The 25,514-nt window shown below is 64.1% G+C and carries 16 protein-coding genes; 12 read left to right on the forward strand and 4 right to left on the reverse strand.

Annotated features, from left to right (window positions below):
- Nucleotides 1–790: 790 nt before the first annotated feature.
- Nucleotides 791–1,990 carry an ROK family transcriptional regulator gene (locus J2Y48_RS01130; protein ID WP_310411418.1) on the reverse strand — a complete coding sequence of 400 codons (1,200 nt, stop codon included), beginning with the start codon at nt 1,988–1,990 and terminating at the stop codon, nt 791–793.
- Between the two features lie 204 nt (nt 1,991–2,194).
- Here J2Y48_RS01130 and J2Y48_RS01135 point away from each other — a divergent pair, with 204 nt between their 5' ends.
- From J2Y48_RS01135 to J2Y48_RS01165, 7 genes are all read left to right on the forward strand, one after another.
- Nucleotides 2,195–3,433 carry an extracellular solute-binding protein gene (locus J2Y48_RS01135; RefSeq protein ID WP_310411420.1) on the forward strand — a complete coding sequence of 413 codons (1,239 nt, stop codon included), beginning with the start codon at nt 2,195–2,197 and terminating at the stop codon, nt 3,431–3,433.
- A gap of 159 nt (nt 3,434–3,592) precedes the next feature.
- Nucleotides 3,593–4,477, forward strand: coding sequence for a sugar ABC transporter permease (locus tag J2Y48_RS01140; protein ID WP_310411424.1), 885 nt, complete (start codon nt 3,593–3,595; stop codon nt 4,475–4,477).
- The gene (locus J2Y48_RS01145; protein ID WP_310411427.1) at nt 4,477–5,322 is read left to right on the forward strand and encodes a carbohydrate ABC transporter permease; all 846 of its coding nucleotides are present in this window, start codon (nt 4,477–4,479) and stop codon (nt 5,320–5,322) included. The genes J2Y48_RS01140 and J2Y48_RS01145 overlap by 1 nt, the downstream gene beginning before the upstream one ends.
- 7 nt (nt 5,323–5,329) lie before the next feature.
- On the forward strand, nt 5,330–6,352 hold the full coding sequence (locus J2Y48_RS01150) for an aminotransferase (RefSeq protein ID WP_310411431.1): 1,023 nt from the start codon (nt 5,330–5,332) through the stop codon (nt 6,350–6,352).
- Nucleotides 6,352–7,281, forward strand: coding sequence for a PfkB family carbohydrate kinase (locus J2Y48_RS01155; protein ID WP_310411433.1), 930 nt, complete (start codon nt 6,352–6,354; stop codon nt 7,279–7,281). Before J2Y48_RS01150 ends, J2Y48_RS01155 begins: the two co-directional genes overlap by 1 nt.
- Nucleotides 7,278–8,348 (forward strand): sn-glycerol-3-phosphate ABC transporter ATP-binding protein UgpC, encoded by a 1,071-nt coding sequence (locus tag J2Y48_RS01160; RefSeq protein ID WP_310411436.1) that lies wholly within the window; start codon nt 7,278–7,280, stop codon nt 8,346–8,348. The genes J2Y48_RS01155 and J2Y48_RS01160 overlap by 4 nt, the downstream gene beginning before the upstream one ends.
- Nucleotides 8,349–8,570: 222 nt before the next feature.
- Entirely contained in the window at nt 8,571–9,503 is a 933-nt protein-coding gene (locus J2Y48_RS01165) for a DUF5996 family protein (RefSeq protein ID WP_310411440.1), read from the forward strand.
- Nucleotides 9,504–9,597: 94 nt separating this feature from the next.
- On the opposite strand, the gene J2Y48_RS01170 is transcribed toward J2Y48_RS01165, so the two are convergent.
- The 3 genes from J2Y48_RS01170 to J2Y48_RS01180 form a co-directional block, all read right to left on the reverse strand.
- On the reverse strand, nt 9,598–9,885 hold the full coding sequence (locus J2Y48_RS01170) for a PepSY domain-containing protein (protein WP_310411442.1): 288 nt from the start codon (nt 9,883–9,885) through the stop codon (nt 9,598–9,600).
- A 221-nt stretch (nt 9,886–10,106) separates the two neighbouring features.
- Nucleotides 10,107–12,509: a methyl-accepting chemotaxis protein gene (locus J2Y48_RS01175; RefSeq protein ID WP_310411445.1), complete on the reverse strand. Its 2,403-nt coding sequence runs from the start codon at nt 12,507–12,509 to the stop codon at nt 10,107–10,109.
- Between the two features lie 383 nt (nt 12,510–12,892).
- Nucleotides 12,893–14,095, reverse strand: coding sequence for an O-antigen ligase family protein (locus J2Y48_RS01180; protein ID WP_310411448.1), 1,203 nt, complete (start codon nt 14,093–14,095; stop codon nt 12,893–12,895).
- Nucleotides 14,096–14,904: 809 nt separating this feature from the next.
- On the opposite strand from J2Y48_RS01180, the gene J2Y48_RS01185 reads away from it, so the two are divergent.
- From J2Y48_RS01185 to J2Y48_RS01205, 5 genes are read left to right on the forward strand one after another with little or no spacing between them, the layout of a single operon-like run.
- The gene (locus tag J2Y48_RS01185; protein ID WP_310411450.1) at nt 14,905–20,343 is read left to right on the forward strand and encodes a DUF4082 domain-containing protein; all 5,439 of its coding nucleotides are present in this window, start codon (nt 14,905–14,907) and stop codon (nt 20,341–20,343) included.
- 21 nt (nt 20,344–20,364) lie between these two features.
- Nucleotides 20,365–21,615, forward strand: a complete 1,251-nt coding sequence (locus J2Y48_RS01190; protein WP_310411453.1) for a GTP-binding protein — start codon at nt 20,365–20,367, stop codon at nt 21,613–21,615.
- Nucleotides 21,612–21,920 (forward strand): hypothetical protein, encoded by a 309-nt coding sequence (locus J2Y48_RS01195; RefSeq protein ID WP_310411456.1) that lies wholly within the window; start codon nt 21,612–21,614, stop codon nt 21,918–21,920. Before J2Y48_RS01190 ends, J2Y48_RS01195 begins: the two co-directional genes overlap by 4 nt.
- A gap of 28 nt (nt 21,921–21,948) precedes the next feature.
- Nucleotides 21,949–24,093 (forward strand): peptidase domain-containing ABC transporter, encoded by a 2,145-nt coding sequence (locus J2Y48_RS01200; RefSeq protein WP_310411460.1) that lies wholly within the window; start codon nt 21,949–21,951, stop codon nt 24,091–24,093.
- Complete coding sequence (locus tag J2Y48_RS01205; RefSeq protein ID WP_310411463.1) at nt 24,090–25,499, forward strand: HlyD family type I secretion periplasmic adaptor subunit; 1,410 nt, start codon at nt 24,090–24,092, stop codon at nt 25,497–25,499. The genes J2Y48_RS01200 and J2Y48_RS01205 overlap by 4 nt, the downstream gene beginning before the upstream one ends.
- Nucleotides 25,500–25,514 lie beyond the last annotated feature (15 nt).

Raw genomic sequence — 25,514 nt, forward strand, 5'->3', positions numbered from 1 at the left:
AAAGGGCCCGGCCAATGGCCGGGTCCGAGCTCTGCAACCCGCCGATCTTTCGGCGGGTTCTGTTTTGCACGCCCTCCCCTGCAGTCCGGTTCGGCGGGACCCGTGGCCAATGTCACGGCGAAGACGTGCCGATGCCTCGACCTCAGGATGTTCATCCCGAAAGAGGTCTCAACGTTGGGTGCCGTCAGGGGTGACAACCGGCGACGGGCCGCCAGTGCCGGATTGGTACGTCGGATCACGGTCAGTGGGAGCGGTGTTTTCCGGGGTCGTCTTGTCTTCGGAAGTCGTCCCGGCGTCGGGCTTTGGACTGTTCGCTGGCTGGCTCACGGCTGGTGCCGTCGAACCCGTTACGGACGAATCCAGTGTTTCGCCCCAATACTCCACGGCGCCCCAGGCAATCAGGGCCAGCAAAAGCCCGCCGGCAAGGACCACAGCAACGGGTCGGCCCAGCCGCCCCTGGCGGGCTTGGACAGCATCCACGTTCAGAGCCGGTTTTGGTTGGGTGGCATCTGGGTGTCGGTTTGAACTAGTCAAAACGTGTCTCCTCTCGAGATCTTTCTCCGTGTTCGAGTGGCTAACCTCCGGACCCTCGGGCAGGTTCCAAAATGACTGGCAAATCTTGTCGGCGGCCACAGCCGGATTGATCAACGTTCTGAGGCAACCGTCAGGACAGACGCGCACAAGCATTCCTAACTCGACGGGAGAACCTGTATATTCGGGGAGTGTACGTTGTTGCCGCGAGACCTTCGCCTGACGGCGCGCTTTGTATGCGGGCCGCTGCGCGCTCGGTCTATTTCATGATCGCGGAGAAGCGCGGATCGAAAGCACGCCCGATAGGCTCGGCAGCGGCTCCAAGGGCCACCGACCAGGGGTCGGTCATGCCAAGCGTAAGGCGCGGGAGGTTTCTTCCGGGCCGGTCGGCGATCGACGGCAGCAATGGCTCCATCGCGGCGAGCAACCGGCGGGCCAGCGCTTCGGGCGCCCCCCCGCAGACGATCACAGTCTGGGGATCGAAGATCGTCTCGACCAGGTGTACCGCCCAACGCAGGTTGCTGGCTGCGTGCGACACCCATTCGAGGATACGCGGATCGTCCCCGGCCGCGAGCCGGCCGATGTCGCCATGGACGCCATGCGCGGCCGCATCGATGCCGAGGTGGAGGTAGAGCGAGGCAAGTGAAGCTCGATGCTCGAGCGCCGTCCGCTTCGGATCGCCCGCTGAAAGCAGGGCCATGCCGATCTCGCCGGCATTGCCGTTCGCGCCGCGATAGAGTTCCGAATTCAGGATCAACCCGGCGCCGATGCCGTAGCCGAGATAGAGGCACACGGCATTGTCGAGCCCATGGGCCGCGCCGACCATCCGCTCCGCGGTGGCGCAGGCGGCGGCATCGTTCTGCAGGCTGACATTCAATCCGGTGCGTGCGGCCAGTGTTTCGAGCAGCGGAAACTTCTGCCAGGCCTCCATCATCCATTGATCGTTGTCGGCCCCATCCACGCCGAAGGGGCCAGGCATGGCGACGCCGAGCCCGACCAGACGCTTCTCCGATTCCGCGACGACCTTTGCCAGTTCCCCCCTCACCCCGGCGATCAGGTCGAGCACGACCTTGGTCCCGTTCGCCGGTCCACCGGCCGGCAAGTCGGCCTCCGCGCGCGCCAATTGCGTGCCCACGAGATCGACCGCAACGGCCCGCGTCACATACCGGTCGATCTGCAGGCCGATCGCAAATGCACCGGTGGAGACAAGAGCGTAGGGTGTGGAAGGTTGCCCGCGACCGTTGCGAACCGCCTCCTGCGGCACGACCAGCCCGTCGCGCTCCAGTTCCTCGATGATGTTCGACACCGTCTGCTTCGTCAGGCGCGTGGCCCGGGCAAGATCGGCGCGGGAAAGCGCGCCGTTCACCCGCAGCGCATCGATCGTCACACGACGGTTGTGGGCACTCGTGCCTTCGTGGTTCGTGCCGCTCTTGGCACGGATCTGCCGTGGGTCGGTCATCCCGCAATTCCTCTTGACAGGAACTAAAAGACTGGGAAAGATTTAAGTCAAGTTATTTGACTTAATGAGGGGCCGTAAGAGCTCCAGGGAACCGATGCCGGCCGATCCGGCAGGATGACTGCATGTTTCGGCATTCCGTTCGCGGGGTGTCGTCGCCGCTTTTCGTGGCACCGCTGTTTGTCGCTTGAAAACTAGGAGGTAGAGATGTCGAATTCGATCACCAAAGCCCTTATCGGGGCAGCGCTGTTGAGCGCGTCCTTCGCTCACCACGCTTTTGCCGAAACCACTCTGAACGCGCTGTTCATGGCCCAGGCCGCCTACAGCGAGGCGGATGTGCGTGCCATGACCGAGGCCTTCACCAAGGCCAACCCCGACATTAAGGTCAATCTCGAGTTCGTCCCCTATGAGGGCCTGCACGACAAGACCGTGCTGGCCCAGGGCTCCGGCGGCGGCTACGACGTGGTGCTGTTCGACGTGATCTGGCCGGCCGAATACGCGGCCAACAACGTGCTGGTCGACGTTTCCTCGCGCGTCACTGACGAGATGAAGAAGGGCGTCCTTCCGGGTGCCTGGACGACCGTGCAGTATGACGGCAAGTCCTACGGCATGCCGTGGATCCTCGACACCAAGTACCTGTTCTACAACAAGGAAATCCTGGAGAAAGCCGGCATCACGGCACCGCCGAAGACCTGGGACGAACTGGCCGAGCAGGCAAAGACCATCAAGGACAAGGGCATCCTGCAAACGCCGATCGCTTGGAGCTGGTCGCAGGCGGAAGCCGCGATCTGCGACTACACCACCCTCGTCAGCGCCTATGGCGGCGAGTTCCTGAAGGACGGCAAGCCGGCGTTCCAGAGCGGCGGCGGGCTGGATGCACTGAACTACATGGTCACCAGCTACAATTCCGGCCTCACCAACCCGAACTCCAAGGAGTTCCTGGAAGAGGACGTCCGCAAGGTCTTCGAGAACGGCGAAGCCGCCTTCGCGCTGAACTGGACCTACATGTACAACCTCGCCAATAGCGGCACAGACAGCAAGGTCACCGGCAAGGTCGGCGTCGTTCCCGCCCCCGGCGTGGCTGGCAAGAGCGAAGTGTCGGCCGTCAACGGCTCGATGGGTCTCGGCGTCACCTCGGTGAGCAAGCATCCGGACGAAGCCTGGAAATACATCGTCCACATGACCTCGCAGGACACGCAGAACCAGTATGCCAAGCTCAGCCTGCCGATCTGGGCCTCCTCCTACGAGGATCCGGCCGTGACGCAGGGCCAGGAAGAGCTGATCGGCGCGGCCAAGCTCGGCCTCGCCGCCATGTATCCGCGCCCGACGACGCCGAAGTACCAGGAACTCTCGACCGCCCTGCAGCAGGCGATCCAGGAGGCACTGCTTGGCCAGGCTTCCGCTGAGGATGCGCTGAAATCGGCTGCGGAAAACAGCGGCCTCTGAGCCAAAACGCAAGGAATGCGGGTGGCGCTCGCCGCCGCCCGCAGGCGCCGCCCAGTGAGTGGGGTGCGTATTTGACAGGACTGCGCCGGACGTGATCCGCTTTGGGACCAGATCGGCCCGATAGACCGCGACTGGTCGCATTGATGGAAAGGCTGCCCGATGTCCGGCACCTGGATGACGACGCGCGCATGGCTGCTCATGGCGCCTCTGCTCGCGGTCATGATCGCCGTGATCGGCTGGCCGCTGGTAGACACCGTCGGGCTGTCCTTTACCGATGCCAAGCTCGTCGGAACGGGTGGCAATTTCGTCGGGCTCGACAACTACACGAAGATGCTGTCGAGCACGAACTTCCAGCGCACGCTGGTGACGACGGCATGGTTCGCGATCATCTCGGTCGCCGCGGAGATGGTGCTCGGCGTTCTCGCAGCCCTGCTTCTGAACCAGGATTTCCGCGGCCGCACCGTCCTGCGCGCGCTGATGATCCTGCCGTGGGCTCTGCCGACCGTCGTCAACGCCACGCTGTGGCGGCTGATCTACAATCCGGAGTACGGCGCCCTCAACGCTGCCTTAACGCAGATCGGCCTGTTGGACAGCTATCGCTCATGGCTCGGTGAGCCCAGCTCGGCTCTGACTGCGCTGATCGTTGCCGACTGCTGGAAGAACTTTCCGCTGGTGGCGCTGATCGCGCTGGCCGCCCTGCAGGCAGTGCCGCGCGACATCATTGCCGCTTCGCTCGTCGACGGCGCCGGCCCGTTTTCCCGATTCCGTTTCGTCATTCTACCGTATCTCGCCGGTCCCCTGATGGTGGCGCTGGTGTTGCGAACGATCGAGGCCTTCAAGGTCTTCGACATCATCTGGGTGATGACGCGCGGCGGCCCGGCAAACAGCACGCGTACGTTGTCGATCCTCGTCTACCAGGAGGCGTTCTCGTTCCAGCGGGCCGGTTCTGGCGCCTCGCTCGCGCTGATCGTCACCCTGATCGTGACGGTTCTGGCGCTGGCCTATGCGGCGCTGGTGCGCAGGACCGCTGGGAGTGCCGCCTGATGGAACGAAAGAGTTTTGCCTTTTCCGTTTTCATCCACCTTGCGGCGTTGCTGCTGGCCGCGGTCATCCTGGCGCCGCTCGTCTGGCTGTTCGTCATGAGCATTTCGCCGGCGGCTGATCTTTCCGCCAAGCCCTTGCGTTGGTGGCCGCAATCGGCCGATTTTTCGCGCTACCAGATGCTGTTGTCGACCGTGGCGAACAGCGCCGGCGCAGCTTTCACGGCGTCGCTGCGCAACAGCCTGGTGGTGTCCGGCATGGCGACGGTCGCCGCAATCGCGCTTGCCATTCCCGCCGGCTGGGCCGTGTCGCGCGCGCCCGCGCTCAACTGGTCGCTGTCGCTGGTGATCGCCACCTACATGCTGCCGCCGGTGGCGCTGGCCGTCCCGCTTTATATGGGCCTCTCCTATCTGGGGCTGCTGAACAACGTGTTCGGGCTGGCGCTGGTCTACCTGACGATTCTTGCACCCTTCACCACCTGGCTGATGAAGTCCGGCTTCGACACGATCCCGCGCGAAATCGAAGCCGCCGCGATGATCGACGGCGCCAGCCTCTGGCAAACGCTGCGGATCTTGACGTTGCCGCTCGCCGCACCGGTCGTGGCGACGTCGGCATTGTTCGCGTTCCTGCTCGCCTGGGACGAGTTCTTCTACGCGCTGTTGTTCACATCCGACCAGCGCGCCAAGACCTTGACGGTCGCCATTGCCGATCTCGCCGGCGGCCGCGTTTCTGATTACGGCCTGATCGCGACCGCCGGTGTGCTTGCCGCCCTGCCACCGGTGCTGATCGGGTTCCTCATGCAACGCGCCCTGATTTCCGGGCTGACCAGTGGCGGCGTCAAGGGATGACCGGGGGATGATCATGACGGTACAAAGAACACGCCCGGCGGGGCTTGTCGCGATCGATCGCGAAATGGCGCGGCAGCGCGCCGATGCCATCGCCTCCTTCGACAATGCGCGCGACATGGCAATGACGATCGCCGCCTCGCTTCGGCGGACCGGCCGGCTGCTGCTGCTCGGCATGGGCGGTTCGCATGCGGTCGGCCGTGCCGTCGAGCCGCTCTACCGTGCGCTCGGCATCGATGCCATTGCCTTGCCGCTGTCTGAGCAACTCGGCCAGCCGCTGCGCGTCGATGGCAATACCATCCTGCTGACGTCGCAATCGGGCGAGAGCGCCGAGGTTTTGCGTTGGTTTGCCGAGACCGGGGGAACGCCGGAAACCTTCGGGCTGACGCTGGAAGCGAATTCCTTTCTTGCAAGAAGCGCGCCCTGCCTCGTCGGCGCCGGCGGCACTGAACTCGCGTTTGCCGCCACCCGGAGCCTGACGATCAGCTTCGCCCTGCACCTCGCCGTCCTTGCCGCCCTGGGAGACGATCCGGCGGCCGCTCTTGCCGCTCTGCAGGTTGCGCAGGAGCCGGACATTTCCGAGACTGTGGCAGCGCTGGCCGAGGTTGACGTCGTCGTCACGTCCGGACGTCGGCTTCAGGGCGCCGCAGAGGCGCTGGCGCTGGGCCTTACCGAACTCTCTCGCCGTCCCTGCTTCTCGCTGGAAGGTGGCCAACTGCGCCACGGCCCGATGGAGATGCTGGGACCGGGCGTCGGCGTCGTCCTCTTCCGCGGCAATGATCCGACCGCCGGTCTCGTCACGGCGATGGCCGCTTCTGCGGTCGCTACCGGAGCACCGGTCGTGGTCTTCGACGCGTCCGGCGAGGCGGCGGTTCCCGGAACAGTGACGCTCGCCTTCAAGCCCGCGACCGGCCTGGCGGCGACGCTTGCCATGCTGCCGGTCGCGCAGCGCCTGATGATCGCCTTTGCCTGGCAACGGGTAGAGGATGTCGGCACCCTGGTGCGCACCACCAAGATCACGCGGAGCGAATAATGCGACCGCTTGCTGTCGTCGGCAACGTCAATGTCGACCTGATCCTTGGGCCCGCTGCGCCCTGGCCCAAGGCAGGGACGGAGATCATCGTCGACCATGACGAACTTCGCGTCGGAGGCGCGGCCGGCAATACCGCGCTCGCCTGGGACGGGCTCGGCGTCGATTTCGCAATCGCCGCCAATGTCGGCTCGGATCAGTTCGGCCGCTGGCTGAAAGAGGGTTTTGACGCGCGCGCGGAAAAGTGGCCTGTGCGGCCGGAAGGGACGACGCTGTCGGTCGGCATCACCCACCCCGACGGCGAACGCACCTTCTTCACCACTCGCGGGCATCTGGCGCGCCTCAGCCTTGCCGACGTGCTCTCTGTGCTGGACGGCCCCGCTCTCGGCGGCGGCTACGCGCTGCTCTGTGGCTCGTTCCTCACCGACGACCTGACGGCCGACTATCCCTCCTTCTTCGACTGGTCGGACCGGCACGACATTGCCGTTGCACTCGACACAGGCTGGCCGATCGAAGGCTGGACGGAGGCGAACAAGTCAGCCGCACGAGGCTGGCTGTCGCGCTGCCGCATCGCGATCATGAACGAGGTGGAATCAACGACGCTCACGGATACGAACGACCCGGCGGCGGCGGCAAAAGCGATCCGCACGCTGATGCCGGGCGGTGCGACCGTCGTCATCAAGCGCGGTCCGGACGGTGCGATTGCGCTCGGTTCCGACGGCGTGCTCCTGTCGCAGACGGCACCGGCGGTGACGGTCGTCGACACGATCGGCGCGGGCGACGTCTTCAATGCCGGCTTCCTCGCCGCGCTTGCCAGAGACGAGCCGCTCGCAGCCTGCCTGAAAGCCGGAACCGATCTCGCCTCGCACGCCATTTCCACCCTTCCGCGCAGCTATGGCGGGTCCATTCACTTCGGGGAGACGACGCCTTGAGCGCGCTGGAAATCGTAAATGTCCGCAAGGCCTATGGCGACGTCGAGACGCTGAAGGGCATCGACATCACGCTGGAGAATGGCGAGTTCCTGGTGCTGCTCGGCTCGTCCGGCTGCGGCAAGTCGACCCTCCTCAACATCATCGCGGGCCTTGCGGAGGCGACCGGCGGAGACGTGCGCATCGGCGGGCGGTCGGTGCGCGGCGTGCATCCGAAGGATCGCGACATTGCCATGGTCTTCCAGTCCTATGCGCTCTATCCGAACCTGTCGGTTCACCGCAATATCGGCTTCGGGCTGGAGATGCGGAAGGTGCCGACCGCCGAGCGTGACCGGGCGGTGCGTGATGTGGCGAAGCTCCTGCAGATCGAAAACCTCCTCGACCGCAAGCCCTCCCAGCTTTCGGGCGGCCAGCGCCAGCGCGTGGCGATCGGCCGGGCGCTCGTTCGCAAGCCGGAGGTGTTCCTGTTCGACGAGCCGCTCTCGAACCTCGACGCGAAGCTGCGCATGGAGATGCGCACCGAGCTGAAGCGCCTGCACCAGATGCTGCAGACGACGATGGTTTATGTCACGCACGACCAGATCGAGGCGATGACGCTGGCGACCCGGATCGCCGTGATGCGCGACGGGCGGATCGAGCAACTCGGCACGCCGGAGGAAATCTACAACCGGCCGGCGACGCTCTATGTGGCGACCTTCGTCGGCGCGCCGCCGATGAACCTCCTGGAGGTCACCGCGGCGGGCGGTTCGCTGATGTTCGGCGACCTCGCCCTGCCCTTGCCCGCCGAACGTTACGCCCTCCTCAAGGAAGGCCGACACCTTGTTCTCGGAATTCGGCCGGAGGCACTGCAGCCAGGCCGTGGCCCCGGCATCACCATCGATGCCCGCGCCGAGGTGGTGGAACTCACCGGGCCGGAGCTCGTCGTCTCGGCAAATGCGGGCGGTCAGCAGATCGTCGCCTGCCTGCCGTCGCGGTCGCGGGTGGAACCGGGAGAGGTACTGAGCCTTTCCTTCGAAGCAGACATGATGCACCTGTTCGATGCAGACACCGGGCAAAGGGTCGGAGGGTGAGCCCAACTGCAGCGGCCAAGAAACGGGCTGCAACGAGAAAGCGACAAGGCGGCGAGCACCCGCGAAAGGCCGACCGCAGGAGCTGTCGCCACTCCGCAAACCGAGCATTGCTGGATGGATCTGTCACGCGGAGACTCTGCCGTGGCCGACTTCTACTGTACGAGGACCGGTTCAGCCTTCATGATCTGAGCCGTCGGATCATATCGGAGGGATTACCTTATGATGGATCGATGGCCCTCAATCACGTACTCGGAATGGCGTGAAACCTGCACCGCACTCCACCTGTGGTGCCAGATCGTGGGCAAGTACCGCCTCGCCCACACGCCATGGGTCAACCATTCCTGGCACGCGACGCTTTACGTCACGCCCCGCGGACTGACGACTGGACCGGTTCCTGATGAGGCCGTGCTGGCGACGCTGAGCCTGGATTTCTGCGATGATGTCCTGGTGGCCGAGGCGGAAGGCGGTGCGCGGGCGTCGTTTCGGCTGGAGCCCATGAGCGTCGCCGAGTTCCTCGACCGGACCAGGAAAGCGATCCTGGCGGTTGGCGGACAGCCGACAATTCACGGGACCCCGAACGAGGTCGCCGATCCCGTGCCGTTCGCCGAGGACCATGCCGAGCGCCCTTACGACGCGGACGCCGTTCGCCGCTTCCACCGGGCGCTGGTCAGCGCCTCGCGCGTGTTCGAACAGTTCCGGACGAGCTTCCTGGGGAAGGTTTCACCGGTGCATCTCTTCTGGGGATCTTTCGATCTGGCAATTATACGTTTTTCGGGTCGGCAAGCTCCGCGTCATCCTGGCGGCGTGCCCAACCTCCCCGACACCGTTTCCCAGGAAGCCTATAGCCACGAAGTGTCTTCAGCCGGGTTCTGGCCGGGAGGTGCGGGAGCTGACGACGCGACGTTCTACTCCTATGCCTACCCCGCGCCGGAAGGATTCTCCGATCGCAAGGTCGCTCCGGCCGACGCCTGGTTCGATCAGACGCTCGGAGAGTTCCTGCTTCCGTACGAGGCAGTGCGCCGGAGCGGTGATCCCGGCCGGACGCTGCTGCTGTTCCTCGAGTCAACCTATCGAGCAGCCGCCGACACGGGAAACTGGCCCCGTGTCGACCTGGAATGCGAGCAGGGTCGCCTATGTGTCCCCCGCAAAATTTAACCGTCTCTAGTTTGAATGGCGGTCAGACATGTAGCTGACAGAGGCAAACTGAGCACCTCCTCTGTCAGCTATAAGAACCACGATCACGCGTGGTCTAGATGCTGCCGTCCGCGAGGCTTTCCACCTCACCGTCGACGACGTCCATCGTCTCCGGATCGATCTTCACCTTGAAGACGTTACCGCTCTCGTCCGTCACCCGCAGATTATAGCAGCCATCATCAATCTTCAGCGTGTCGATCGTCCAACCGAATTCGGTTGTAAGCTGCGTCAGCGCTTCGCGAGACTGCTCCTGGCCTACAGGGACACGGCATTCATCAGCAGCCAGGGCAGCGGTTGCCGGCAGAACAGCAAGGAAAGCGAGCGTCGTCAGTGCCTTGTTCATGGATCCAAACTCCTCGGTTGCGATTGTCCACGCAACAACAATCACCCCCGAAACTGACGAGCCTCTGAAGAAAGTCGGCGATCGTCGTCAGCTTGCCGTCAGGAAGGAAAGGCTCCGCAGGGAGATGGCAGGGGGCGTTCAGACGAAAAAAAGGCACCGGCCATCCAGTCGATGGCCGGTGCCTGAGTTAGGTCCTCTTTACCCCTGTCGATTGGGGCGGATCAGAACTCCTCCCAGCGTTCGCGCGGCGCGACTGCCGCGTTTCCGCTGCGGCCCGCAAAACTTGCGACTCGCTGGATCAATGCGCGCGCCGGCGACCGAGCGGCCGGAGCGGGCTCTTCCTGCACCGTCTGCCTAGCCTCGCCGAAGCGGAACCTGGCGAGCAGCTCGTTGAGCGCGCCCGCCTCCGAGGCGAGGCTGTGGCTGGCGGCGGATGACTGCTCCACCATTGCCGCGTTCTGCTGCGCGCCCTGGTCCATCAGGTTGACGGCCGTGTTGATTTCACCCAGCCCGACGGACTGCTCGCGGGCGGCCTCGACGATCGCGGTGACATGGTGGCTTATTTCCTGCACCTCAGCGGCGATTGTCCGAAGGGCATTGCCGGTCTCGTCGACGAGCGCTACGCCGGTGTTGACCTGCTCGGCCGAACTCGTGATGAGCGCCTTGATTTCCTGCGCTGCTTTCGCTGATCGCTGTGCCAGCTCACGCACCTCCTGCGCGACCACGGCAAAGCCCTTTCCGGCATCTCCGGCCCGCGCTGCTTCCACCCCGGCGTTCAGCGCGAGGAGATTCGTCTGGAAGGCGATGTTGTCGATCACGACGATGATGTTGTTGATCTCGCGGGAGGACGTCTCGATCGCTCCCATCGCGGTGACCGTCTTTTCGACGATGACACTGGAGCGTTCGGCCTGTTCGCGCGCCCGCGCCACCAGGCCGCCGGCCTCGCCGGCCCTCTGGCTGGTGTCCCGCACGGCCGTCGTGATCTGCTCGATGGCAGCGGCAGTCTCCTCGACCGAGGCGGCCTGCATTTCCGTGCGCTTGGAGAGATCATCGGCCGCCGCCCGGATTTGCTCCGAACCGGAATGGATAGCGGCGGCGTTTTGGCCGACGGAACGCAGCGCCTCTTCCAGTTTGCTCGCCGACTGGTTGAAGTCGGTCCGCAAGCGGTCGAGCGATTCCGCAAACACCGTTTCGATCCGATGACCGACATTGCCTTCGGCCAGTTGACCAAGCGCAGTGCCGAGCGCGTCGACCGCTTCCTGCATCTTTTGCGCCTCGACGGCTCTCTGCGCTTCGCGCTCGCGCCGCTCGCGTTCAGTCAATTCGCGGCCTTCGTGAGCTTCTGCTTCCAGCCGGCGATTGTTCCGACCGGCTTCGCGGAACACTTCCACCGCGCGCGCCATCTCGCCGATCTCATCCCTGCTCTCGACCGACGGTATCGACGTCTCCAGGTCGCCGTTGGCCAGTCGGGACATGGTTTCCGTCAGCGACTGGATGGGCCGCGTAACCCGGGTCGTGACGATCCAGAAGGCAAACGGCCCCAGAACCACGGCGGCAATCAGCACCGCCGTGCTGGCGATGAAGCCGTTGCGTCCACTGTCCTCGATCTGCTGCGTATAGGAGCCTGCAGATTGGCCGATGACGTTCGACAGCGCCAACAGGCCGTCGATGGCCTTTGTCGCCGAGGCCATCCATTCGTCACCGGTCAGCGGGTATTCGCGGCCTTGCGCACTGGCGGCGTAGATGTTTTTGCGAACATCCTCAAACGTGCCGAAGTACTCCGAGCGCACCGCAGCGATCGCAGACAGCACCGACGGGTCGGCGAAGTCGCGGCCCTCATAGCTTTCGATCGACACCCAGGACTGCTCGAGCCGTCCACGATATTCGGAAAGCGTTGCGAGCGTACCGTCGTCCAGTCGGGCGCCGCGCGCGATCGCACCACCGATTGCGGCACGCTCGCGTCCGGCATATTCGCTGACCACCCAGATGGCCTGCCTCAGGTCGAGGACGATTTGCGTCCGGGCAAGCGCCGACGATGGCGTTACCTGCGCGTCGATGCGCAGATGCTGCGACGACATGATGAGCGCGGTCGCCGTCGGCACCCACTGGCCTTGGATCTCCGGATTTCGCGCAGCTCCGTCCACAGCCAGTTGACCGTCGATGTCGCGGCGCAGAGCCTTCAGGGCGTCGTGGTCCTGCCGGACCTTCGAGATCATCTCGTCCTTTTCCTTGAAGTCAGGCGAGTTCTTCAGCCGTTCGAGAGCCGCTTCGAGCGCCTCGTCCGCGCGCCGGCGATGCTCGGCTATCTTCGCGACCGTTTCCGGTGCCGCGCTGGCCGATTTGCCAAAGGCGGTGTTGATCATTCCCCGTTCGCTCGCGAGCGAGCCGGCGCTTGCCAGGAAGAGATCGCCGATCTCATTGTTCGTCCGCATGGCCTGCGCGCTGCGCATGCTATCCCATGTCGAGAACATATTCATGCTGGCCAGGACCAGCAGCGTCGCGCCGAAGGCCGACAGGATCAGAAGCAATGTGGCGCGGATCGTGATTGCGATCCGGCTGGAAGCTTTCGCCGCAAGAGGACTTGGCGCTGCCGCCATGCCTCCGGAAATAAGCGCGTTCGTCATAGGTAGACCCTTCCCCACCTATCGTGGTTCCTCATGGGTTTAGTCAGTGTCGGGGAGGCGGCATCCTGCCACCTGGAGGTCGGGCCGCCGTCATGCGGCCTGCACGTTCGCCAGACGTCTCTGGCACTGTTGCTTGCGGTTCAAACCCGCGCGCTCTGCCTGTCGCACAACCGCTGCACCGCACTCCCCCTTGCGCCGCAGCCCTCGTCCGATCCGTGATCGATCATTCGGCAGACGCGACGAAGTGGCGGTGACGGCCGGAATAATGAACGGTACCGTACGATTGCAGACGTCAGTTAACAATCACTTACGGCAGTACTAAAAAAGCCCGCCTTGAATTTGCAAAAAGCCAACTCTCCGGCAGGGCGGATTATCATGGCAAATCAAGATGAAGTGGGCCCATTTGTCGCGCGTCCGCGCCTATTCTCCGTGGCGGGACGGGACGAGGAAACACTGCGTCCGCGGACCGGCCGTATGTCGCGCTCCCGCGTTGCCGGCTCCTCGGTTTCCAGCAACCAGACACCGCTTCCCAGCGTGAACAGAAAAAGGACGTAGGTGGCATTCCAAAAATGAACCGTCCAGCCGACACAGAAGAGACTGGCCATCGCCGCAAGATAGGCCAGGCGATAGGCCATCAGCTTCGGATCCGCAGACGCAGGCCGCGTCGAAACGCTGAGAAAAATAGCGAGAAACGCCGCAAGCATCGCAAGCGCGGCGGGGATGCCATAAACGATTGCGTGGTAGAGCCAGAACATGTCGATGCTTGGCGGCATCCACTCCGGTCGCTCCCAATCCTCCATGCCAGTGCCGAAGATCGGATGGTTCAGTGCGGACGAGGAGCCGAAGTGCCAAATCAGCACACGGAAATAGGCGTTCGCCGGGCTGAAGGAGAAGTATGTAAACGCAAATTGAAAGACGCTCTGGTTGGAGGCAATTGCGACGGCTGCGTAGCCGGCTAACATTACAGCCCAAAACAGTTTCCAGCGTTCCTTTACGTGCGCCAGCAGACCATTCCAGGTGAGCAGCAGGATCTGCACGGACAGGGCGGTCAGCGGTCCTGAAGACAAGGACAGGAACGCCGTCACGGCGACCACCGACGTCCGAAAATAGCGCCTGATCACGCTCTGCCCGTAACCGAGGACCAGATGCACTGGCGCTAGGGCACTGCCGACGACCACGCCGAACAGGATTGGATGTTCCAGGACGCTCTGAACGCGCGTCAGTCCCCAGCGCGTGTCGGGGACAGCATAGTGCGTCGTGAACAGCGCCCGTGTCGTTTCAAGCAGGACGTTGTTTCCTGTGAGGGTTTCGAAGACGGCAAATGGCATCAACAACAGAATGCAGCGGAAGAACAGGAGCGCCACGCTGTAGTAGTCGCGGGCACTTCGAACGAAACACCGGGCCAGGAGATAGGACCCCATCGTTTCGACGAACAGGATGCCGCCACCCTCCAGTGCAGCTCCGAATCCATCGCGGACAACCATGCTGATCGCCGCCCACAGACAGTAGAACAGCAGGCAGAAGTCGGCGACGCGGAACCGGCCGGCAGCGCCGCTAAGCCATCGGAACAGGCATGGAAGCACCATGGCAAGGAGAACGAGTCTATACGGGCTTATGATCAGCCCACTCAGATCGAACAGCCAGGGGACAAAGAGGGAAACGACAAAGAACCTTATCGGCCATGCCGGCCAAGAACCTGACTTTTCGCCCTTCGAATCGGCGACGGCTGTTTCTGAACGGCGTGATTGGGCAAAGCGATCCTGCCGTGTTGAACGCGGTTCGCGCGCGGTATGCCTAAGACTTCCAAGTTCGTGTGCCCGCACCTTGCGTCCGCCTTCACTGTCCGCGGCATGCTCCGCTCCAGCCCGACGCGGTCTCAATTCAGATCCGCGCACGATCCGAGGGCCGTCGGCCTGGCACCCCCTCGCTCCGGGCGACCCTCGCCTGAAACATTCGACACCCATTCTAAGGGCCTCGATCCGGAACAGTATCTGCCATTCCGTCGGAGTTCGAACTTCCGCGTACGTCATAGGGGGTAACGTTCTGTCGATCGTGACGATGCATCGACACGATCGCAAAAGTTTACGAGACACCCACCTCCTCCACCATCGGATGCGCCTGTCGTCTTCGGTGCCTCGGCCTTTGGAACATCAACTGCGGAAAGCGATCTTCAGCGCGGCGCGCTCGTCATGACACATACGCTAATGGGGGTGCGACACCCGCCGCGCACGGATTCGATCGTCAAATGGGAGGAGGGCTCCCCTGGGCGAGCTACTACCGATTGATGTAGTACGCCGGCACCGGATTGTTGGCAGAATGAGCCATTGAGGAGACGATCCATTCATTCCAACCGGCACCCATGTCCGCGCAGCTCGATGCGGATCGGAGGCGAAACATGTTCAGGCTTCACATCAGAAACCACGACCTGTTGAGCATGTCCGGTGGCAACAGCTATGGGGCAGCGCGACATCATCTGGCTAGCAAGGGTTCGTGCCTGTCGGTAGCAACGGGGACCAGCCAGCCCGACCTCCCGGGCGCATCCGACATGCGGGCGGCATGGTCGCAAGCCGTATCCTCTGTGGATCTGCCGGCGTTGCCGGGATGGATATCGGCCTTCCAATCGCCCGGTGGTTACGCCTTGTCCTGGAGTTTCGCCTCGCCGTTCAGCGCGGTCAAGGGTCTGTCCGCAGACGCGGGCGGCCCGTCGATGTCCGCCGATGGCCCGGACCAGGCGCCGGAAAGCACGCCGTCCGGAAACGGCTTCGCTTCGGTGGTGCATTACCGGTCTTCAGACAGCATCGCACCGGAGGCATCGGCCCCTGCATCGGTCTCGTTCCGACCCGATACGGCCGCCGCGTCCAGCGCTGTCACCAGCCCGGCGCTCGACCGGGCCAGCGATGCCTCGCCCGCTGGCGGAGTGTCCTTTGCACCGAGCGTGACTTTGGTTGCGCCTGCGATCAGCGGCGTGTCTGGGACTGCCGTACGCCTAGATGATGCGGCCCCAGCGGTCGAAGGGGCCGGCTCCGAAACGCCGACCGGGTCGTCGGTCATGCCTGCATCTTCAGCCGCAGCGACCGAAGCCGAGCCTGCGACCGATACGCTGGCCGTCCCAATGGCGGCGCTGGCGGCGGAACCGGCAGCGGCGGCGACGCCGAACAAGATCGCCCTCGAAAACATGAAGCAGGGCAACCCGCGCAGCGAATGGGGCGTCGACGGCGACGGCGATGCCAACATCCAGGGCTTTGCCACCGAGATCAGCACCAATATCGGCCAGACGGTGGACTTCAAGATCGCCACCGATTCGACCAACTACCGGATCGACATCTACCGGCTCGGCTATTACGGCGGTGACGGCGCCCGCAAGGTTGGCACGATCAACCAGTCGCTCACCTCCGCGCAAATCCAGCCGCATCCGATCGTCGACATGTCGAAGGGCCTGATCGACTGCGGCAACTGGTCGGTGTCGGCAAGCTGGGCAATCCCCTCCGACGCGGTCTCCGGTGTCTACATCGCCAAGCTGGTTCGCCAGGACGGCACCGCGGGGCAGAGCCTGATCCCCTTCGTCGTGCGGGACGACAGCTCCACGAGCAACATCGTCTTCCAGACCTCGGACACCACCTGGCAGGCCTACAATGCCTGGGGCGGGGCCAGTCTCTATTACGGCGAGGTACCGGTCGACCCGGCCGAACTGATCGGCTACCGGCCGCCCAACTGCAGTTGCGGTCTCAATGCGATCGGCCGCGCCTCGGCGGTCAGCTACAACCGCCCCTTCATCACCAACACCAGCCCGTTCGGCGGCACGCATGATTTCATCTTCGGTGCCGAGCATTCCGCCATCCGCTGGCTGGAGCAGAACGGCTATGACGTCTCCTACATCTCCGGCGTCGATTCGGCCCGCAACGGCAGCCAATTGTTGAACCACGATGCCTTCCTCTCTGTAGGACACGACGAGTACTGGTCGGCCGAGCAACGCAGCAACGTCGAGGCCGCGCGCGACGCCGGCGTCAACCTGGCTTTCTGGGGCGGCAACGACTGCTACTGGAAGGTTCGCTGGGAAAGCAGCATCGACGGCAACGGCACCCCCTACCGCACCATGGTCTGCTACAAGGAGACCTGGGGCACCAGCACCGATCCGAGCAATGTCGGCACCGGCACTTGGCGCGATCCGCGCTATGCCGATCCCGGCCAGCAGCCGGAAAATTCCCTGATCGGCACCATGTTCACGGTCGACAGCAATCGCCAGGACACGATGACCGTTCCTTACGATTTCTCAAAGCTTCGCTTCTGGCGCAACACCGACGTCGCCAACCTGCAGCCCGGCCAGACTTACAGCCTGCCGCAGAACATCCTCGGCTACGAATGGAACTCCGACGTCGAGAACGGCTTCCGGCCGGCCGGGCTCGTCAATCTGTCGCTCTCCAATGTCTCGGTGAACACCTATCTGCGCGACTACGGCACGACCATCGGCAATGCCGACGCCACGCACAGCCTGACAATGTACCGCGACGAGAGCGGCGCCCTCGTCTTCAGCGCCGGCACCGTCTTCTGGTCCTGGGCGCTCGATGCCCAGCACGAAGGGGCGACGACGCCGACCGATCGGAACGTCCAGCAGGCGATGGTCAACATGTTCGCCGACATGGGCATCCAGCCCTCGACGCTCGTCTCCAGTCTTGCCCTGGCGACGCAATCGACCGACACCATCCGGCCAACCTCGACGATCACCTCGCCGACGATCGGCGCCAGCTTCGTCGAGGGCCAGCACGTGACGATCACCGGCACCGCCCAGGATCTCGGCGGCGGCGTCATCGCCGGCGTCGAGGTGTCCACCGACGGCGGCAACAGCTGGTTCAAGGCGACCGGCCGGGAGAGCTGGAGCTACAACTGGGTCGTCCAGGCCAGCGGCACCTACACGATCATGTCGCGGGCCGTCGACGACAGCGTCAACCTCGAGACGCCCGCGGCGGGCAAGCAGGTGAGCGTGACGCTGCCCTCGACCGCCAGCCTGTGGACGCTGGCCGCGAAGCCGGCTGTCGAGACCAACCTCGAGCCCGACGGGGTCGAACTGGGGGTTCGCTTCCAGGCCAATACCAACGGCACCATCTCCGGAATCCGCTTCTACAAGGGCTTCTACAATATCGGCGAGCACAAGGTCAGCCTCTGGACCGCCAACGGGACGCTGCTCGGGACGGCGACATCGACCGGCGAGTCGCTCTCCGGGTGGCAGACTGTGACTTTTTCCAGCCCGATCAACATTGCCGCGGGGACGACCTATGTCGCCTCCTACCACACCAACGGCTACTATTCGAGCAGCACCGGATACTTCGACTCTGCCTATACGCGGGGGCCGTTGAGCGTCAGCCAGAACGGCGGCGTATACGCCTATGGCAACAACGCGGGCATATTCCCGAACAGTTCGTACCGGGGCGAAAACTACTGGGTCGACGTGGTGTTCAACGCCTCGACCGTCAACGGCGTGCCGGTTGCCGTCAGCGACACGGGCTACTGGGCTACCCAGAACACGGTCCTGACCATCCAGGCCGCTTCGTTGCTGGCCAACGATACCGATCCGAACGGCGATGCGCTCTCCATCACCGGGGCGGACAACGGGGTGAACGGCACCGTTACCTTCAACAGCCAGACGAATGCGATCACATTCACGCCGACGACCGGCTACACCGGCCCGGCGAGCTTCCGCTACACCATTTCCGACGGCCGCGGCGGCACGGCATCGGCGACCGTCAGCCTGACGGTCAACCCGCCTTCGACGGCGACGAGCCTGTTCTCGCTCACCGATACGCCGAGCGTCGCTTCCAACAACGACGCCACCCCGGTCGAGCTCGGGATGAAGTTCGTCGCCTCGGCGAGCGGCCAGATCACCGGGCTGCGCTACTACAAGAGCGCCCAGGACACCGGCACCCATGTCGGCTCGCTGTGGACCAGTTCCGGCACGCTGCTGACGAGCGCCACCTTCGTCAACGAAAGCGCCAGCGGCTGGCAGACGGTGATGTTCTCGCAGCCGGTGAACATCACCGCCGGCACGACCTATGTCGCCAGCTACCAATCCAACGGCCGCTATGCCGCGACGCCGAACTACTTCACCACGACGCGGACGAACGGCGTGCTCAGCGCCCCTTCCAGTTCCACCAGCGGCGGCAACGGCGTCTACGCCTACGGCTCCGGCAACGAGTTTCCGACCTCGAGCTGGAGTTCGACGAACTACTGGGTGGATGTCCTGTTCGAGCGCTCCACCGCCAACGCGGTTCCGGTGGCCGCCAACGACAGCGGCTTCACCACCACGCCCGGCACGGCTGCGACGATCCAGGCCTCAGCGCTGCTCGCCAACGACAACGATCCCGACGGCGACCCGCTGACGATCACCGGGGCTGACAACGGGGTGAACGGCACCGTCACTTTCAACAGCCAGACAAATGCGATCACCTTCACGCCGACGGCCGGCTACACTGGCCCGGCGAGCTTCCGCTACACCATTTCCGACGGCCGCGGCGGCACGGCATCGGCGACCGTCAGCCTGACGGTCAACCCGCCCTCGACGGCGACGAGCCTGTTCTCGCTCACCGATACGCCGAGCATCACCTCGAACAACGACGCCAGCCCGGTCGAACTCGGGGTGAAGTTCGTGGCCTCGGCGAGCGGCCAGATCACCGGGCTGCGCTACTACAAGAGTGCCCAGGACACCGGCACCCATGTCGGCTCGCTGTGGACCAGCTCCGGCACGCTGCTGACGAGCGCCACCTTCGTCAACGAAAGCGCCAGCGGCTGGCAGACGGTGATGTTCTCGCAGCCGGTGAACATCACCGCCGGCACGACCTATGTCGCCAGCTACCAATCCAACGGCCACTATGCCGCGACGCCGAACTACTTCACCACGACGCGGACGAACGGCGTGCTCAGCGCCCCTTCAAGTTCTACCAGCGGCGGCAACGGCGTCTTTGCCTACGGCTCCGGCAACGAGTTTCCGACCTCGAGCTGGAGTTCGTCGAACTACTGGGTGGATGTCCTGTTCGAGCGCTCCACCGCCAACGCGGTTCCGGTGGCCGCCAACGACAGCAGCTTCACCACCACGCCCGGTACGGCTGCGACGATCCAGGCCTCAGCGCTGCTCGCCAACGACAACGATCCCGACGGCGACCCGCTGACGATCACCGGGGTGGACAACGCAGTGAATGGCACCGTTGCATTCAACGGCCAGACGAATGCCGTCACCTTCACGCCGACGGCGGGCTACAGCGGACCGGCAAGTTTCCGCTACAGCATCTCCGACGGCCGCGGCGGAACGGCATCGGCCACCGTCAGCCTGACGGTGGTCCCGCCCTCGACGGGCACGCAGAGCGTCTTTGCCGCCACCAGCACGCCGACGACGCTCTCGGTCAACGACAACAACCGCGTCAACCTCGGCATGAAGTTCCAGGCGGACGTGGCCGGTTCCATCACCGGCTTCCGTTTCTACAAGGGCGCCAACAATACCGGTCCGCACACCGGCTATCTGTGGAGCGCGACCGGCACGCTGCTGGCAAGCGCGACCTTTACGAACGAGACCGCCAGCGGCTGGCAGACCGTCAATCTCTCGAACGACGTCTCGATCCAGGCGAACACGACCTACGTCGTGTCCTACAGCAGCAACGGAAATTACTCGGCAACCAGCAACTTCTTCAATTCGGGCGTCGACAACAACAATCTTCATGCCCTGTCATCGGCCTTGAGCGGCGGCAATGGCGTGTACGCATACGGAGCGGCAGGGGTGTTCCCCACGAGCAGCTACAACAACACGAACTACTACGTGGACGTACTCTTCAGGCCGCAGCTGGCGGCATAAGGTTGGGCACAAGGGGCAGGCATGGTCGACGACAATCGACTCCCGGTAACCGTGCTGGCAGGGTTTCTGGGGGCTGGCAAGACGACGATTCTCAATCACGTTCTTCGCAATCGCGAGGACCTGCGGGTGGCGGTCATCGTCAACGACATGAGCGAGATCAGCATCGATGCGGATCTCATTCGTGATGGCGGAGCAGACCTTTCGCGGACGGACGAGACGCTGGTCGAGCTGACCAACGGCTGCATCTGCTGCACGCTGCGCGACGACCTGCTCGGCGAGGTTCGCCGGCTCGCAGACGAGCGGCGCTTCGACTATCTCCTGATCGAAGGCACCGGAATCGCCGAGCCCCTGCCGATCGCCGCAACGTTCTCCTTCCGCGACGCGGCTGGGGCGGCGCTCGCCGACATTGCGCGGCTGGACACCATGGTATCGGTCGTGGACGCCGCCAATCTGCTGGCGGACTATGCCAGCACCGATTTTCTGAGCGACCGCGGTGCGACGCGCGACGAAAACGACCATCGCAGCCTCGTCGATCTCCTGGTCGAGCAGATTGAATTTGCCGACGTCGTCGTCGTCAACAAGGTCTCCGAGGTGCCGGCCGAAACCAGGCAGGCGGTTCGCCGGGTCATTGCCGCGCTCAACCCGGATGCACGCGTGCTGGAGACGGACTTCGGCGTGCTGCCGTTGCGGGCCATCCTCAACACCGGCCTGTTCTCCGAGGCAAAGTCGGCAAGGCATCCCTTGTGGCACAAGGAATTGTTCGGCTGGGGCGACCACGTTCCGGAGACGGAGGAATACGGCATATCCAGCTTCGTGTACCGGGCGCGCCGCCCCTTCGATCCCGCGAGGTTCCATGCATTTCTTTCCATGGATTGGCCCGGCCTGATCCGGGCGAAGGGTCATTTCTGGTTGGCGACGCGGCCGGACTGGATCGGACTGCTGTCGATTGCCGGCGTGCAGCGGCGCACCGAGGCGAAAGGCCTCTGGTGGGCGACGGTGCCGCGCGGCCACTGGCCGCGCCAGCCACAGTTCCATGCGCTTCTCGACCGTCACTGGAGCCCGATCTGGGGCGACCGACGGCAGGAGCTCGTCTTCATCGGCACCCGGCTGGCCGAAGCCTCGATCCGCTCAGCGCTCGATGAGTGCCTGGTCGGTGGCGAGGCCGGCTTCGATTCCAGCAGCGCGCGCGATCTGGATGATCCCTTCCCGCCCTGGCAACACGATTCCCCTCCTCCTTCACCTGCGAGCAACATCATACGGAGACCACAATGACCCAGGAACTCTATTCCGATGGCATCGGCGAGATCACCGTCACGGGCACGATCGTCCGCATCGACCTGATGTCCCTGTCGGCGACCGAACGCGACGCGAACAACAATCCCAAGCCGGTGTTCCGCCAGCGGGTCGTCATGCCGGTGGATGCCTTCGCCAATGCGGTCGACCTCATGCAGAAGGCGCTCAACGGTCTTGTCGAAGCCGGCGCCGTTCGCCGCATCGGCGACATTGCGGCACATCCGGCGGGCGATGCGGGGCAGCAGACACGGGGATCTACAAACGAGTCGCCGAATTTCAACTGAGCACGCGCGGCACTTATTGGGAGCGGTGATGGGCGCGTCTCAGCACACCAACCTGCAATGCCTGACGCTGGTCGCGCGTCATCATGGGATCGACCTGGCGCCCGAACGGCTGATGCATGACTATGCCATTGGCGAGCAGCCGGTTCCTACGCGAAAGCTCCTCAGGATGGCGAAGGATGCGGGCCTGAAGGCCCGGCATGTCCGCCTGAGCTGGGATGGCCTGTTCACGTTGGGCCAGGCCTATCCCGTGCTCGCCGAACTCGACAACGGCAACTGGATCGTGATCGCCGCCGCCGCCGGCAGCGGCGAGGACCGGATGATCCGCGTGCTCGATCCGCTCGCGAAGCGTCCGGAGTTCATTCTTCTCGACGAGGAGAAGTTCTCCCGAAGCTGGCATGGCTCCATCGTCCTCCTGAAGCGCAACTATCGCCTCTTCGATGACGATCAGCCCTTTGGCCTGCGCTGGTTCATTCCGGAGATCGTGCGCCAGCGCAGCCTCTTTCGCGACGTGGCGCTGGCGGCCTTCGTTCTCTACGGGCTTGGCCTAACCACGCCGATCTTCTTCCAGCTGGTGATCGACAAGGTGCTGGTGCACCAGAGCTATGCGACGCTCACCGTCCTCACGGTCGGCATTGCGATTGCGCTGATCTTCGACGCGGCCTTCACCTTTCTGCGGCGTTATCTGCTGCTCTACGCAACCAACAAGATCGATATCCGGATCGCCACGCGAACGTTCGGCCACTTGCTTGATCTGCCGATAGCCCTGTTCGAACAATCCTCCGCCGGCGTGATCGTCAAGCACATGCAGCAGACCGGGCGCATTCGCGAATTCCTGACCGGCCGTATGTTCCTGACGCTTCTGGACAGCCTGTCGCTGCTGGTGTTCGTGCCGATCCTGCTTCTCTACAGCGTCAAGCTGACCTTCGTCGTGCTCGGCTTTGCCTTGCTCGTCGGCCTCGTCGTCATGATGCTCGTTGGGCCGTTCCAACGACGGCTGCAGGCGCTCTACCGGGTCGAGGGGGAGCGGCAGGCGCTGCTGGTCGAAACCGTGCACGGCATGCGCACGGTCAAGTCGCTTGCCCTGGAGCCGCGGCAGCGGCAGGTGTGGGACGATCGTTCGGCCGAAACCATTTCCGTGCGCTTTCGCGTCGACAAGATCTCATCAATCGCCCAGGCCATCACCGGGCTGCTGGAAAAGCTGATGAGCGTCGCCATCATCGGGCTCGGCGCGCTCGACGTCTTCAGCGGCGCGATGACAATCGGCGCGCTGGTCGCCTTCAACATGCTGGCCGGGCGCGTTTCCGGGCCGCTCGTCCAGATCGTCACCATGGTGCACGAGTATCAGGAGGTGGCACTCTCGGTGCGGATGCTCGGCGAGATCATGAACCAGCGCCGCGAACAGGCCGGCCGCGGCCGCGGAATCCGGCCGGAGTTCAGCGGAAAGATCGAGTTCGACAGGGTCACCTTCCGTTACGTGCCGGAAAACGCCCCGGCGCTCGACGACGTGTCGTTCACCGTTCCCGCCGGCTCGGTTTTCGGCATCGTCGGCAAGAGCGGCTCCGGCAAGACGACCGTGACGCGACTGATCCAGGGGCTGTACCAGAACCAGCAGGGGCTGGTCCGGATCGACGGCTACGACAACCGGGAAATCGATCTCGTTCATCTGCGCTCGAGCATCGGCGTGGTGTTGCAGGATAATTTCCTGTTCCGCGGCTCGGTGCGCGAGAACATCGCAGCGGCCAAGCCGGACGCGAGCATCGAGGAGATCGTCGACGTCGCCCGCATTGCCGGCGCAGAGGAGTTCATCGAGCGGCTGCCGCGCGGCTTCGAGACCATGCTGGAAGAGAACGCCGCCAACCTTTCGGGCGGACAGAAGCAGCGTCTCGCGATCGCCCGCGCGCTGCTGACCAACCCGAAACTGCTTATTCTCGACGAGGCCACGAGCGCGCTCGATCCCGACAGTGAAGCGATCATCCGCGAGAACCTGAGCAAGATCGCGAAGGGGCGCACCGTCATCATCGTTTCGCACCGGCTGTCGACGCTGGTCGATGCCGATGCGATCCTCGTCGTGGAGCGCGGCAAGGTTGCCGATATCGGCCGCCACGACCAGTTGGTTTCGCGCTGCATGACCTATCGCCACCTATGGTCCCAGCAAACAAGGCAGGTGGCATGAGCGACGACAGCGCGCGAGGACACGAGAATCTTCCCGTTCCGGCCGGCAAGCCCGGAACCGAACTCGTCGTGCAATACGCCCGCCCGCCGGTGATCGCGGAATTCCAGTCGGACGCCGTGGAACTCGAAGAGCGCGCGCCGCCCAGGGTAGCGCGGATGACCCTCTACGGCATCACCGCGCTGATCGGCTCGGCCATCCTTTGGGCATCGCTATCGAAGATCGACGAGGTCGTCATCGCCCCCGGCAAACTCGTCACCACGCAGCCGACCATCGTCGTCCAGCCGCTCGAGACGTCGATCATCCGATCCATCGAGGTCTCGGCGGGAGACGTGGTCCACGCCGGCCAGACGCTGGCCAGAATGGACGCAACCTTCAGCCAATCGGACGCCGACCAGCAGCGCACGAAATTTTCCGCCCTCGACGCGCAGGTGAAGCGCATCGACGCCGAACTCGCAGGGGTCGACTACACGGCAAACCCAGGCAGTTCACCGGATGAACTACTGCAAGCGCAGCTTTTCGCCCAGCGGCGTGCTTACTACCTCGCGCAGGTGCAGAATTTCGACCAGCAGATCGCCGGCCAGCTTGCGGCGATCTCCTCCAGCAAGGATCAGCAGACGGTGCTGACGAACCGGCGCGACAATCTCAATCGCATCGAAGGGGCGCGCGAGTCGCTCTACCGGAAGGACAGCGGATCGCTGATCAACTTCCTTGGCGCGCGTGACGCGCGGCTTGATGTCGAGACGAGCCTGTCGGCGTTGCGCGGCAAGGCGGCGGAAGCCGATCACACGCTGGCGAAACTGCGAGCCGACCGGCAGGCTTTTGTCGAGGACTTTCGCAGGGCGTCGATGGAACAACTGGTCGAGCTACGCAACCAGCGCGACACCGCCGCCGACGAATTGAAGAAAATGGAACTGAGGCGCGAGATGATCACGCTGACGGCGCCGGCCGACGCCGTCGTCCTCGACCTGGCCCAGCGCTCGGTCGGCTCGGTGGTCCGCGAGGCCGAGCCGATCGTGACGCTCGTCCCCCTCAACGTCCCGCTCGAAGCGGAGGTCTCGGTCAACTCCCGCGACATCGCGCGCGTCGCAGTCGACAGCGAAGCCCGGATCAAGCTCGACGCCTATCCGTTCCAGAAGTACGGAACAGCTTCCGGGACGATCCGCACGATTAGCCGCGACGCCTTCAACCCGACCCAGCAGGAAGCGACCACGGGACAATCGCCTGCTCCCTACTTCAAGGCCCGGGTGCCGCTGACCGACATGCAACTCCACTCCGACGGTGAGCCGATCCGACTCCTGCCGGGCATGACGGTCTCGGCCGAGATCAAGGTCGGTCGCCGAACCGTGATCTCCTATTTCCTCTATCCGCTGCTGCGCGGGCTCGACGGCGCCATCCGGGAGCCTTGATAGCCTTGCCGAGGC

Origin of the sequence: Mycoplana sp. BE70, assembly GCF_031455855.1 — a bacterium.
Lineage (GTDB): Bacteria > Pseudomonadota > Alphaproteobacteria > Rhizobiales > Rhizobiaceae > Mycoplana.